This is a genomic window from Bacillus ndiopicus (assembly GCF_000612805.1).
Classification (GTDB): Bacteria; Bacillota; Bacilli; order Bacillales_A; family Planococcaceae; genus Metasolibacillus; species Metasolibacillus ndiopicus.
In genome coordinates, this window is the sequence record NZ_HG964404.1 from 520,335 (window position 1) to 531,643 (window position 11,309).

At 36.1% G+C, this 11,309-nt stretch carries 11 protein-coding genes; 3 read left to right on the forward strand and 8 right to left on the reverse strand.

Translation table 11 applies throughout. From position 1 onward, the window contains the following. Nucleotides 1-20 precede the first annotated feature (20 nt). Nucleotides 21-1,571, forward strand: coding sequence for a QacA/B family quaternary ammonium compound efflux MFS transporter (gene qac / locus TY13_RS07385; protein ID WP_042473688.1), 1,551 nt, complete (start codon nt 21-23; stop codon nt 1,569-1,571). 752 nt (nt 1,572-2,323) lie between these two features. On the opposite strand, the gene TY13_RS07390 is transcribed toward qac, so the two are convergent. The 4 genes from TY13_RS07390 to TY13_RS07405 are packed head-to-tail and all read right to left on the reverse strand — an operon-like array spanning nt 2,324 to nt 5,922. Continuing rightward, complete coding sequence (locus tag TY13_RS07390; protein WP_042473691.1) at nt 2,324-3,823, reverse strand: carboxypeptidase M32; 1,500 nt, start codon at nt 3,821-3,823, stop codon at nt 2,324-2,326. A 55-nt stretch (nt 3,824-3,878) separates the two neighbouring features. Continuing rightward, entirely contained in the window at nt 3,879-4,826 is a 948-nt protein-coding gene (locus TY13_RS07395; protein WP_154661555.1) for a hypothetical protein, read from the reverse strand. After that, nucleotides 4,810-5,316 (reverse strand): RNA polymerase sigma factor, encoded by a 507-nt coding sequence (locus tag TY13_RS07400; protein WP_052344259.1) that lies wholly within the window; start codon nt 5,314-5,316, stop codon nt 4,810-4,812. The genes TY13_RS07395 and TY13_RS07400 overlap by 17 nt, the downstream gene beginning before the upstream one ends. 45 nt (nt 5,317-5,361) lie before the next feature. Beyond that, nucleotides 5,362-5,922, reverse strand: coding sequence for a TetR/AcrR family transcriptional regulator (locus TY13_RS07405; protein ID WP_042473699.1), 561 nt, complete (start codon nt 5,920-5,922; stop codon nt 5,362-5,364). 175 nt (nt 5,923-6,097) lie between these two features. On the opposite strand from TY13_RS07405, the gene TY13_RS07410 reads away from it, so the two are divergent. Then, nucleotides 6,098-6,856 carry an SDR family oxidoreductase gene (locus TY13_RS07410; protein ID WP_042473700.1) on the forward strand — a complete coding sequence of 253 codons (759 nt, stop codon included), beginning with the start codon at nt 6,098-6,100 and terminating at the stop codon, nt 6,854-6,856. A 72-nt stretch (nt 6,857-6,928) separates the two neighbouring features. On the opposite strand, the gene TY13_RS07415 is transcribed toward TY13_RS07410, so the two are convergent. The 3 genes from TY13_RS07415 to TY13_RS07425 all read right to left on the reverse strand — a co-directional run bounded on the left by TY13_RS07415 (nt 6,929) and on the right by TY13_RS07425 (nt 9,378). Beyond that, complete coding sequence (locus tag TY13_RS07415; RefSeq protein WP_042473703.1) at nt 6,929-7,336, reverse strand: Asp23/Gls24 family envelope stress response protein; 408 nt, start codon at nt 7,334-7,336, stop codon at nt 6,929-6,931. Between the two features lie 323 nt (nt 7,337-7,659). Next, the gene (locus tag TY13_RS07420) at nt 7,660-8,349 is read right to left on the reverse strand and encodes an SH3 domain-containing protein (protein ID WP_042473706.1); all 690 of its coding nucleotides are present in this window, start codon (nt 8,347-8,349) and stop codon (nt 7,660-7,662) included. A 420-nt stretch (nt 8,350-8,769) separates the two neighbouring features. Beyond that, nucleotides 8,770-9,378: a hypothetical protein gene (locus tag TY13_RS07425; protein ID WP_042473708.1), complete on the reverse strand. Its 609-nt coding sequence runs from the start codon at nt 9,376-9,378 to the stop codon at nt 8,770-8,772. Nucleotides 9,379-9,664: 286 nt separating this feature from the next. On the opposite strand from TY13_RS07425, the gene TY13_RS07430 reads away from it, so the two are divergent. After that, nucleotides 9,665-10,120 (forward strand): hypothetical protein, encoded by a 456-nt coding sequence (locus TY13_RS07430; RefSeq protein WP_042473710.1) that lies wholly within the window; start codon nt 9,665-9,667, stop codon nt 10,118-10,120. A 791-nt stretch (nt 10,121-10,911) separates the two neighbouring features. Here the strand turns inward: TY13_RS07430 and TY13_RS20630 are convergent. Next, nucleotides 10,912-11,220, reverse strand: a complete 309-nt coding sequence (locus TY13_RS20630) for a hypothetical protein (protein WP_195891675.1) — start codon at nt 11,218-11,220, stop codon at nt 10,912-10,914. Between the last annotated feature and the right edge of the window lie 89 nt (nt 11,221-11,309).

An 11,309-nucleotide genomic window follows, 5' to 3' on the forward strand; every position in this document is an offset into this window, starting at 1 on the left:
TCTAAGGAGGAAAAATTAAGATGGCTTCATTTTTTTCGAAAACGTCAAATATGATGACAACAAAGCAGCGATGGACTGCTTTGATTGTTCTTGCAGCTAGTTTATTCGTTGTGACGATGGATATGACCATTCTAATTATGGCTTTACCTGATCTTGTAAGAGAATTAAAGCCTACCGCTACTCAACAGTTATGGATTGTTGATATATATTCACTCATTTTAGCTGGTTTTATTATTCCTATGAGTACTCTAGCTGATAGATGGGGGCGTAAAAAGGCTTTACTAACTGGATTTACTCTATTCGGCTTAGTATCTTTACTAATATTCTTTGCCGAAAGTGCATCCTTTGTAATCGCTATTCGATTTCTTCTCGGAATTGCTGGCGCTCTAATCATGCCAACGACACTTTCAATGATTCGTGTAATCTTTGAAAATCCTAAAGAAAGAGCAACAGCACTGGCTGTATGGTCGATTGTTTCTTCATTGGGTGCTGTATTTGGCCCAATTATTGGAGGAGCTTTACTTGAACAGTTTTCATGGCATTCAGCCTTTTTAATTAATGTTCCATTCGCTATACTGGCTGTCGTTGCTGGTCTATTCTTATTACCTGAATCACGGGTATCAAAGTCACAAGCTCACAGCTGGGATATACCGTCTACTTTTTTATCAGTCGCAGGTATGATTGCATTTATTTGGAGTATTAAAGAATTTTCAAAGGAAGGGCTTTCTGAATTAACACCGTGGATTGTTATTGTAGTTGCCTTCGTTATGCTCATATTGTTTGTAAGACGTAATTTATCAAGCTCTGAGCCGATGCTTGATGTAAGGCTATTTAATAGTCGATCTTTCTCGGCTGGTACGATTGCGGCATTCATGACCATGTTTGCAATGGCTTCTGTCCTCTTATTAGTCGCCCAATGGTTACAGGTAGTTGAAGGACTTTCACCATTTAAAGCAGGATTCTATCTGTTACCAATGGCATTAGGAGCAATGGTTTTCGCCCCAATAGCTCCAGGATTAGCCGCACGTCTAGGTGCAAAAATTGTACTACCAATTGGAATTGGGATTGCAGCTATTGGCATGTTCGTTATGTATTTCTTCGGAAATCCGTTAACATATCCAACTTTAGCTGTAGCATTAATATTAGTCGGAGCTGGTACTGCTTCGTTAGCTGTTGCTTCTGCTCTCATAATGTTGGAAACGCCAACATCAAAAGCAGGAAACGCTGCTGCAATTGAAGAATCCATGTATGATCTTGGCAACGTGTTTGGTGTAGCTGTTCTTGGGAGTCTTGCATCATTGCTTTATCGCTCCTATTTAGATATTACGGCATTTTCATCCGATGGAATTGTTGGTGAATTAGCTCATATAGCTAACGAATCCGTTGTAGGTGCTGTTGAGGTAGCTAATATAACGGGCTTTACTCAGCTTGCTACAGAAGCTGTAGCTGCGTTTAACGACTCTTTTGTAGCAACAGCCCTAATAGGTGGAATTATAATGATGATCGTAGCAGTAATTGTCTTCATTTTAATTCCTAAATCGCTGGATATTACGAAGCAAGGACATCAGTAACAAACAGCTATATGTAACTAATGGGTTTAAATAATTCGCTCTGTTAAGCTTAAATATTGGAAATAATTCCAAAATAGAACCTCCATAAAAATGGAAGTTCTATTTTTTTATTTACTTATTCAACTAAAACATCCGTTAATTCAAAAAAGAATAGTCAACAAATCGTTCCTCTTCCTATATTCCAAAGAGAGTAACAACTTTTTTGAATCAACTAAACCTTTTGAGTATACGAATACATTTCGTAAATCTCTTTTAAACACTCTTTCAATTTCATTGGCTTTCTACCTAAAATCAATTCAAAGTGATCTGTTAACATTGTATATCGGCCTTCTCACATATCTGTCACAAAACCTGTAATTGAAGCTACTAAATAATTACTTTTAATTGGAGTGTAAATTCAATTTGCATATTTGGACTAAGCATAATTTTGAAAAGATCGATATTTGCTTCGATATTGTTGAAAATGGATTAGATTGTTTTGTTCGTCGAATATGCCAATTTCGTGGATGGTGAAGCCCTCAGCAGAAGTTGGAATGATTTCATTTCCGATGGTTTCGTCAACTGTAATGTATGTTACAAAAAAACCACAGCACCAAACATGGCACTGTGATTCATTCTTATCCCGCATTAACGGACAGTAGTTTTTCTGCGCCGAGTAACCACGCAAAACGCCCATCTTATAACTGTCCGTAAAAGCTCGATTGGTGAAAGATAACAATCCGCGGAAAAACCCCACGGATTGAAGTTTCACTTTAAAGCTGATACAGCTTCGTATATTTTTCTTTTAAGTAGTCCGCTAAATATTTTGCATTTAGCCCTTCGCCTGTTGCTTCATTTAATAGCTCAAATGGCTTTTTTAGCGCGCCGTATTGGTGTACTTTGTCAGTTAACCACTCACGAATTGGTAAAAGCTCGCCTTTGCCACATAGCTCATCGAAGTTTGGAATATCCTTGTCCATCGCGTGCTTCCACTGTGCTGCATACATATAGCCTAACGCATATGATGGGAAGTAACCGAAGCTACCGCCACTCCAGTGCGTATCTTGTAGCACACCTTGTGCATCATTTGCCGGGCGAACGCCTAAATATTCCTCATATTTATCGTTCCACACCTGTGGTAAATCTTCCACTTGTAAGTCACCATTGAATAGCTCACGCTCAATTTCATAGCGAATCATAATGTGTAGAGGGTATGTTAATTCATCTGCTTCAATACGAATTAGTGAAGGCTCTACAAAATTGATTGCTGCTAAGAAATCATCAACTGCTACATCGCCAAATTGTGCAGGTGAATTTTTTTGTAGCACTTCAAAATGGCGCTTCCAGAAATCTACATTACGTCCTACAAAGTTTTCATAGAATAGCGATTGCGATTCATGGATACCCATTGATGCACCTGTTGCAAGTGGTAAGCCCATTAATTTTGGATCGATATTTTGTTCATATAACGCGTGACCACATTCATGAATTGTACCGAACACAGCAGAGCGGAAATCATTTTCGTCATATTTTGTTGTCACACGAATATCTCCACTATTTAAACCAATCATAAATGGATGTACCGTTTCATCTAAACGACCGGCCTCAAAATCATAGCCTAGCTTCTCTAATAATTCTAAAGATGCCGCACGTTGCCCCTCTTTCGGGAAATGCTTAAATAGCATTGATGTATCTGGTTTATTTGGTGACGCTTGGATTGCCTTCACTAAAGGTACAATTGTTTCGCGTAATTCACCAAACACTTTATCTAAAATGTCTGTAGTCATTTCTGGCTCGTATTTATCAAGCAGCGTGTTATACGCAGAGCCATTTTTAATGCCCCAATAGCCGATAAATTTCTTTTGATATTCAACGATTCCTTTTAAATGTGGTAAAAATAATGAAAAATCAGACTTTGCTTTCGCTTCTTCCCATGCATTTTCTGCCTTTGATTGTAAAATGACATATTCTTTATACTCGGCAGCAGGAATTTTTTTCGATTCATCATATCCTTTTTTCACTTCTTCAAATAGACGTTTCGTCACAAAATCAAGCTCATTTTGCTTCGCTTCAAGTGCCGCTAGCATTTCGCCTAGCGCGTCAGCAGTTTGCAAAGCGAACAGCTCTGCCGATAATGTACCGACAACCTCTGCGCGTTGCTCTAACCCCTTTTTTGGTGCCCCTGTGCGCATATCCCAATAAATCACAGATAACGCCTCACCATAGTTTTGCATTTTCTTCACATAATCTACAAATTGTTGTTCGACTGTCATTTGTAAGCCTCCCTTTCCACTCTATTATATTATTTCGAGATTTGGAATGAAAGTGTTAAGTAAATATTGAAATAAGCAAAGCTAATGTTAATAAACATGCGGTAAACGTCCATAACCAATTTGCTTGCTTGATACCTTGCCTTACTTCCAAGTATTCCTTCAACGTGATCACTAATATCATTGGTAACACAATCATACCTATGTGTACTGTGCCAAGATATTCATTTACAAAGAAACCAGGCATAACAAGAAAGAATGACCATACATACCTAAATAGTATAGGTAGTTCTTTCTTCTTGCCATCTTCATCGCGATAATAGCTATTGCGACTAATAAACACCATATCAATAATTAAAAAAATAAAAAACGCAATCCATATATATGTTTTCCAACCATAGAATATAGTTTGACGCCCTATATTATCTAATAAATTTTGCAGCTGTTTACCATCACCATTTTTCTCTATATCTTTTAATACATATTTTTTCTTTCCATAAACATCATAAATGTTATAGCCAGCTAAGTGAGGTGCTATTTTTAAATAGCGCTGCTGTCCATTTTCAAATGTTAATAATAACTGATACATTCTCATGTAGCCTAACAACTCACCATCATCCCAAGGCTCCTCCTTTAGGCTTGGGTCTGTAATAAAGCGTTGCAAAGTTGCCAAGAGTTGTGGGTCTTGTGTTGTTTTTTTTTCAATATACATGATGGAATTTAAATTCAAATTTCGATTTGCTTTATTCGTCTGAAGTACTGTTATTTCTGCTAGCTCATCCGTTAACTGTGCTTGTTTTAGTACTTGCTCTGCAGGTTTCACATCGATAAAATAAAACAATAGCAATATACAAGCAATTGAAGCGATAGCTAACTGCCGAGTCAACAATTGTAATCGTGTTGTGCGCTTATGTCGCGCCATAATATATTCCTTTTGTTGTAGCGCTCGTTCTTTGTCCTGCTCTACGCGCGTTATTTGCTGTAAACGATCATCTAATTTCATCATGCTCACCCCCAAGCAGTTTTTGCAATGCCTTCATTCCACGCTCTGTGTTATTACGCACTTTAGCCTCTGTACAACTTAAAATTTCTGCTGTTTCCTTAATCGAATAGCCCTCAATTTTTCGTAGGACGATGCACTCTCTATAAGTCAGTTTCAATTGACCAAGCGCAGCGTATAACTCAGCATCTGCCGCTTGCTTCAATAACCACTGTTCAGGTATGTATGTTGCTTCCATTCCTTCATGACGTGCGAAAAATGGAATAAATTGAATTAAACGCTTACGCCTGTAAAAATCGTAAACTGTATTGCGTGCAATTGTAGTTAGCCATGTTTTCATATTTGCATCACCACGAAAGGCAGCACCATTGTGCAATGCTTTGACAAACGTATCTTGCGTTAAATCTTCTGCCGTTTCCTTATGTCCTACTAAAAAATAAATAAACTGAAATATTTCTTCGCTATACGTATCATAATGTTCATCAAAACGAAGCATATGCATCCCCCCTTCCTACTTATATAGACGGATGATGGAAACATTTTACTCACTTTTGGTGCGTAAAATTTGCACGAGGATTTCACTTAGTTCCTCTGCAGTTTCTTGAAAATCTCGCTCTGCCCATTGCAAAGCTAAACCGATAATGGCATTCGCCTGATAGGCCACTAAATAACCTTGCACCCTTTCATCATAGCTGGAGACATTCGTATTTTGCTGTAAATTTACTGTAATCTGCTCTAGCAGCATATAATAATAGGCTAACGGGACATTTTTTGAAAAAACAATTCGATAAAAGCTTTCGTATTTTTTAATATGATGAAAAATACGTACTGTTTTTGGATCAAGCTCTTTAATTTTTAATGGTGATTTTGTGCGAAGCGGCTCTAAATAAGCCTCGCGTAAATCGGCAATAATTTGCTCGAAAAAATCGGCAAACAGCGCATCTACACTTGCATAATGTAAATAAAAAGTACCTCGATTTATTTGTGCTCTTTGACAAAGCACAGATATTTTGATTTTTTCAAGTGGCATTTCCTTTAATAATGCGATTAATGATTCGTGAAGTCGTTCCTTCGTTTTTATAATTCGTAAATCTACTGACATTTCCAGCACCCCTATTCAACAGTTTTTCATAAAGTGTTGCTTAATGAACATCGTACATGTTATTGCATATTGAAAGCGTTACCACATATAGATTATAATTTTTATTAAACAGATGTTCAATAAGTGACATTTTTCACACTAGTTTGTCCACACACATTATTAGGAGGAATTAGACATGAAATTACAGGATAAAGTAGCTATCGTTACAGGAGCAGCATCAGGCATGGGCTTAGCCATTGCCGAAAGCTATGCGAAGGAAGGCGCGAAAGTAGTAGTTTCCGATTTAAATTTGGCAGGTGCCGAAGAGGTTGTAGCCAAAATTAAGGCAGTTGGTGGCGAAGCATTTGCAATTAACACAGATGTAACCTCAGAAGAGGATTTACAACGCTTATTTGATAAAACATTAGAAGCTTATGGTAAGCTTGATATTTTAGTAAACAACGCGGGCATTATGGATGGCATGGAGCCTGTAGGAGAAATAGAAAATGAGCGCTGGGCAAAAGTGTTTGCTGTCAATACGACATCTGTCATGCAGGCGATGCGATTGGCAACAGATATTTTCTTAAAGCAAGGTCACGGGGTAATCGTGAATAATATTTCAGCAGGCGGCTTATATGGCGCACGTGCTGGAGCAGCCTATACAGCCTCTAAACACGCGGTCGTTGGTTTAACAAAAAATACAGCATTTATGTATGCTGATCAAAATATTCGCTGTAACGGCATTGCACCAGGCGGTGTTGCAACAAATATTGCTTCTTCTATGACAAGCATTAGCCAAACAGGTATGCAACGCCAGCAGCTTGGTATGGCGATTAATCCGCGCATTGGTCAACCTACAGAAATCGCAGCATTAGCTGTATTTTTAGGGTCAAATGACGCAAGCTTTATCAACGGTCAAGTCATCGCAGCAGATGGTGGCTGGACAGCTTATTAAAACATAGAAAAGGGCTGCTGAGAAAGGTGAAGCTTCCTCAGTAGCCCTTTAAATATTCGCTAAATCGAATAATTAAGCCTTATTTACACTGACATTGTCAAATTGGATTGCTGTAATATGAACATTCACTTCGCTCGTTTCAATTGCAGTCATATTAAAAATCGCTTGGCGAATGGATGCTTGAATATCCTTAGCCACTTTAGGAACCGTGAAGCCATACTTTACTGAGCAAAATACATCAATGACAATACGGCCATCTTCCGACATTGCCGATTTAATACCTTTTGAATGTACTTTTTTACCGAATTTTTCTACAACACCCGATGCAAAATTCCCACGCGTCGCAGCTACACCTTCTACCTCAGTTGCAGCAATACCTGCAATTACCTCAATTACCTCAGGTGCTACTTCGATTTGCCCTAGCTCCTCTTTGCCCGTTGGCGTTGGTTGTACAAATGATGTTGGTTGTTTTTCAGCCATGTTCAGCCATCCTCTCTTTCTCTCGCATTGCTACTTAACTATAGCCATCTACCACTTTTTATATTATACTACATTCCCTGTGGAAAATGCTTAGCAATTGCGCAGAATTTTTGCGGGATGACAATTCGTCAATTATTTGGGTGCTATACGCCTATTTGAGCGATCCTCAACTCACCACGCCAATGCTCACCAAGTCCTTCTCTAGCTGACAAAAATCAGCTGTAAGCTAAATAAATTTTCTCACAGCCTATATCTTATTTTCCTGTCCACAACACATCTTCTGTAAGCCTTCTAATTCTAAAATGCCCTAATGGATAGCGTTATTATTTAGAGTATACTAGTACTACTTCTGTATATAATTTTTCGTCATTGACATTTAAAAAAATCTCATGTGAACCTTTTTCCCAAGTTCCAAGCAATGATCTGAATTTTCTTATAAATGAATTTGAAGCTTCCCCTTCAACATTTTCTGTTTTTACATATAAAGTATAATACATATCTTCCATCTCTGACCATGTATTATAGCTATCTTTATCGGGAAGAAAATCAATAAAAACCATATCTAAGCTATAATTTACAAAGTGATACGTTATCTTTGCTGAATATCCATAATGATTACCTAAATAAGTTAAAAAAATGTCCTCACCGTTTCTTGATTTATTAATCAAAGTAGCGCTTTCAGATTTTTGAACTTGTTCTATAGTCATAGAAAAATCAATTGTACGTTCACTTAACTTAGTTACCAAAAAAGAATCTTTTGTATAGCCTTTATATTTTCCTTGTTTAATATGCGACCAACCATTTTTATCTGTCGAATAGACAAAAACCTTCGAACCGCTTTTTAGCATGGTTACTTTAGCACCTTTTGAATTTGGTTCTGCTCTAAGTATTAAATCCCCACTATTAGCACTTACATATTTATAATGCCCGCCACTATAAGCTTTTACTTGCGAAACCTCTCCAACCAAAAGAACTAATAAACATAAAGCAACAATAAATCTTAAAGCTTTCATTTTCAATACGCCCCCCTTAAACTTCCTTTGTTCTGATTGATACTTTTTACAACTAGTATTGTAATACTAGGTCTCATACAAAATAATTTGTTGTGTTTGTATAGTTAATAAGTATATGCGAATATTATATATTTACATAAAGAGTAATTCAATGCCATTTTTGTTCTACTTATTTTCAAAGTAAATGAATATGTACTATTCTATTTGTTTAAGCATAATGTCACGCATACTCATTAATCATTATTATCAAAGGCTACTTGAAAAATTGGTCTTTCTCCATTTTTTTAAATATCTTTTATCTTACGTACCCATTTACTACGCTACTTTTTGTTACGGAATATTTTTCACCATAGTATGCGAGAATAATTCGAGATAATGTAAACAATCCCCAAAAAGACAATAGTATTACATATTTTGAATTTACTTTAAAAGTTTCCTTACTCTCTTTTGTTGAGGGGCAGATAAATCTTCCATCCTGCTTTCCAGCACTTCTACAAATTGACGTTGATTGCTTTCATGAATACAGATTTCCATTCGTTCCGCGTGTTGTCCAACTTCTTTTGAGCGGCACTCTTGTAAATGTTGAATTAAAATAGGAAAGATGCGCTCTTCATATTCTAAATCTTGCTTGCAAAGTTTGGCCAATACAGAAACGCCATTATCAACAGTAATCACACTTCCATGCTGAAAGGCAAATACGATTTTGTCTACTTGCTTAAAAATATTTTGTGGCTCAAGCTCCACAATTTGTGCTAAAGCGGTCATGCTACCCCATACAAGGCGATTATTCTTTGAATCTAACAGCTCAAGAAATTGTTTATAGTAAGGTGCAATCAAATCAGGCCGTCTCTCTCCAATTTCATAAAGTACTTTAATGCAATCGTTTGCTATTCGTTTATCTTTAGAATTCAATCCATCTACAATTTCATTGATTCCATTGTGATTTTCAGTCTTTACTAATTCCTCTGCCAATTCAATATTTGGCAATTCATCATTTCTATTTTGATTAGTGGCTAATTGATTAAGCATCGATCCCCTCCTGTTGATAATTATTTAGTATTATTTTGAAGTGTTTAATTTTGCATGTCCCCTAGCTTTTTTCCTCTCTTTATCATTATAAGAATTTTATATCTTTTGTGTAAGCTTCATAATAAGTGTTTTTCTTTAAAAAGATGTGGTGAACAACCAAAAGAGACATCATAAAAAATTTTTTATGGAAAGAAATTCTAAATATTTCAAACAGACAAATGAACAATATATGTTAAAATAGATAATTGTTACATAAAAATGAATTGAATATATGAGGGAGATATTTATGCATGAATTTTTTTTGATAAAAAAGACCGAAACACAAGATGACGATTTTTTTGATAAATTTTGGAGCAAAATAGACAATCACAAGGATATAATTGTTGATTACATTACAATTGAAATCAAAGTATTTGATTATATTTTTGATTCACTTACATGGATTCCGTGTATGAACCCCGCTTTTCCAGGAAACCCCAAGCAAGTAGGGATTAATCATATTGGGCTAACACTATTTGATGAAAATTCAGCTTCTTCACTTATTTCTATTTTTACTGCTTGGATAGATTTATTTAAGAATGGTCCAAGTGTAATCAAAAGACTTATTTATTTTCATGAGTACTCCGACGAGGATTTATTGACTTTTGATAGAGATGACACTATAGAAAACTTTAAAAAATTCATTGATATAGCTAAACAATTGTCTGATGGCAAGTACTACTTGTATCATTGGGGTATATGAAAATTACTTTGATTTGTCTGAGAGCTTTCTGATTAATGTAACAATAATAAAAAAAGTACACGAAATATCCCTGTCCTCTGCTCATTTTTAGACATAAAAAACCTCTTAACTAAACGCTTTAGTTGAGAGGTAAAAAAACTTCGGATATTCCCGCTTATTTTTATTTCCCCGTCCCCAACACATCATTCTCTTCCAAGAACTTCGCTGATTTAAACACTTCGTTATTCATCAATGCTTGGTCGAATGGGATTGTTGTTCCATAAAAGAATCGTAACAAAAAAAATCATTACCCAAACCAACTTCCCCAAATATTTCTGAATTTGTCATGTTTGCTTCCTCTTTCCGTTTATAAACATTACACCTACTAAACAAAGCAATATTACGTTTCAAATGGGAACATTAACCAATTTATAACATTAAACCTATGTACATTTTTGAAAGGGGAAATAGAAGTGTTGAAAAAAACTATCACTTCAGGAATTGTATTTTGTTTAATCTTGTTAGTTGGATGTAATACAAACGAAGTATTAGAGAGCGAGCAGTGTATCGACAAACAGGTGTAGACGATTTATAAGATACTCGTAAAAATAATTCAGGACGTCCGTACGAAAAAGAGTTAAGTTTGGAGGAAAAGATTGCTCGCGCCGCCAAAGGTGAGGTGAGAGAGTAGCCATAATCCAACATAACTTAGACCATTACGAATTCCTTAACATTGTAAAAATAGGTGATTCCGTCAGAAAAAAACCTTAATGTTGTAAATCCACATTTTTCTGAGTGGACCTAAGAATAAGCTACTCACCTGTATGTGAATCCATAAGCTTTCCTGTCATTAAATCGTAAATTTTATAATCCATTGCCCACATACGGTCTTTGGTCACCGTAACCTCACAGTAATAAGGAATTGATTTGCCATAAGCATCGAGTTCAGGAATCTCATTGAAAGTAAATTGTTCGTCTGTATTAAGCATATTGAAAGTCGAATCAGCAGAACGACCAGATGTAGATATTTCTATCGTGCATTTACCATTAACAACATCGAAGTCTTTCGTTATTACATATTTTAAACTTGGAACAGTCATCCATAAAATTAGGAGTCCCATTAGAAAACCGCTCAGCATTTTAATAGTCGACCAAAACTTAATTTCTCTCATTCTATACATAAGAATAAAAAAAATCGCACTGCCTATAA

Excerpts from the sequence above, each read along its gene's own strand:
- qac (WP_042473688.1), top strand. The coding sequence starts at position 21 with ATGGCTTCATTTTTTTCGAAAACGTCAAATATGATGACAACAAAGCAG.
- TY13_RS07390 (WP_042473691.1), bottom strand. The coding sequence starts at position 3,823 with ATGACAGTCGAACAACAATTTGTAGATTATGTGAAGAAAATGCAAAAC.
- TY13_RS07395 (WP_154661555.1), bottom strand. The coding sequence starts at position 4,826 with ATGATGAAATTAGATGATCGTTTACAGCAAATAACGCGCGTAGAGCAG.
- TY13_RS07400 (WP_052344259.1), bottom strand. The coding sequence starts at position 5,316 with ATGCTTCGTTTTGATGAACATTATGATACGTATAGCGAAGAAATATTT.
- TY13_RS07405 (WP_042473699.1), bottom strand. The coding sequence starts at position 5,922 with ATGTCAGTAGATTTACGAATTATAAAAACGAAGGAACGACTTCACGAA.
- TY13_RS07410 (WP_042473700.1), top strand. The coding sequence starts at position 6,098 with ATGAAATTACAGGATAAAGTAGCTATCGTTACAGGAGCAGCATCAGGC.
- TY13_RS07415 (WP_042473703.1), bottom strand. The coding sequence starts at position 7,336 with ATGGCTGAAAAACAACCAACATCATTTGTACAACCAACGCCAACGGGC.
- TY13_RS07420 (WP_042473706.1), bottom strand. The coding sequence starts at position 8,349 with ATGAAAGCTTTAAGATTTATTGTTGCTTTATGTTTATTAGTTCTTTTG.
- TY13_RS07425 (WP_042473708.1), bottom strand. The coding sequence starts at position 9,378 with ATGCTTAATCAATTAGCCACTAATCAAAATAGAAATGATGAATTGCCA.
- TY13_RS07430 (WP_042473710.1), top strand. The coding sequence starts at position 9,665 with ATGCATGAATTTTTTTTGATAAAAAAGACCGAAACACAAGATGACGAT.
- TY13_RS20630 (WP_195891675.1), bottom strand. The coding sequence starts at position 11,220 with ATGGGACTCCTAATTTTATGGATGACTGTTCCAAGTTTAAAATATGTA.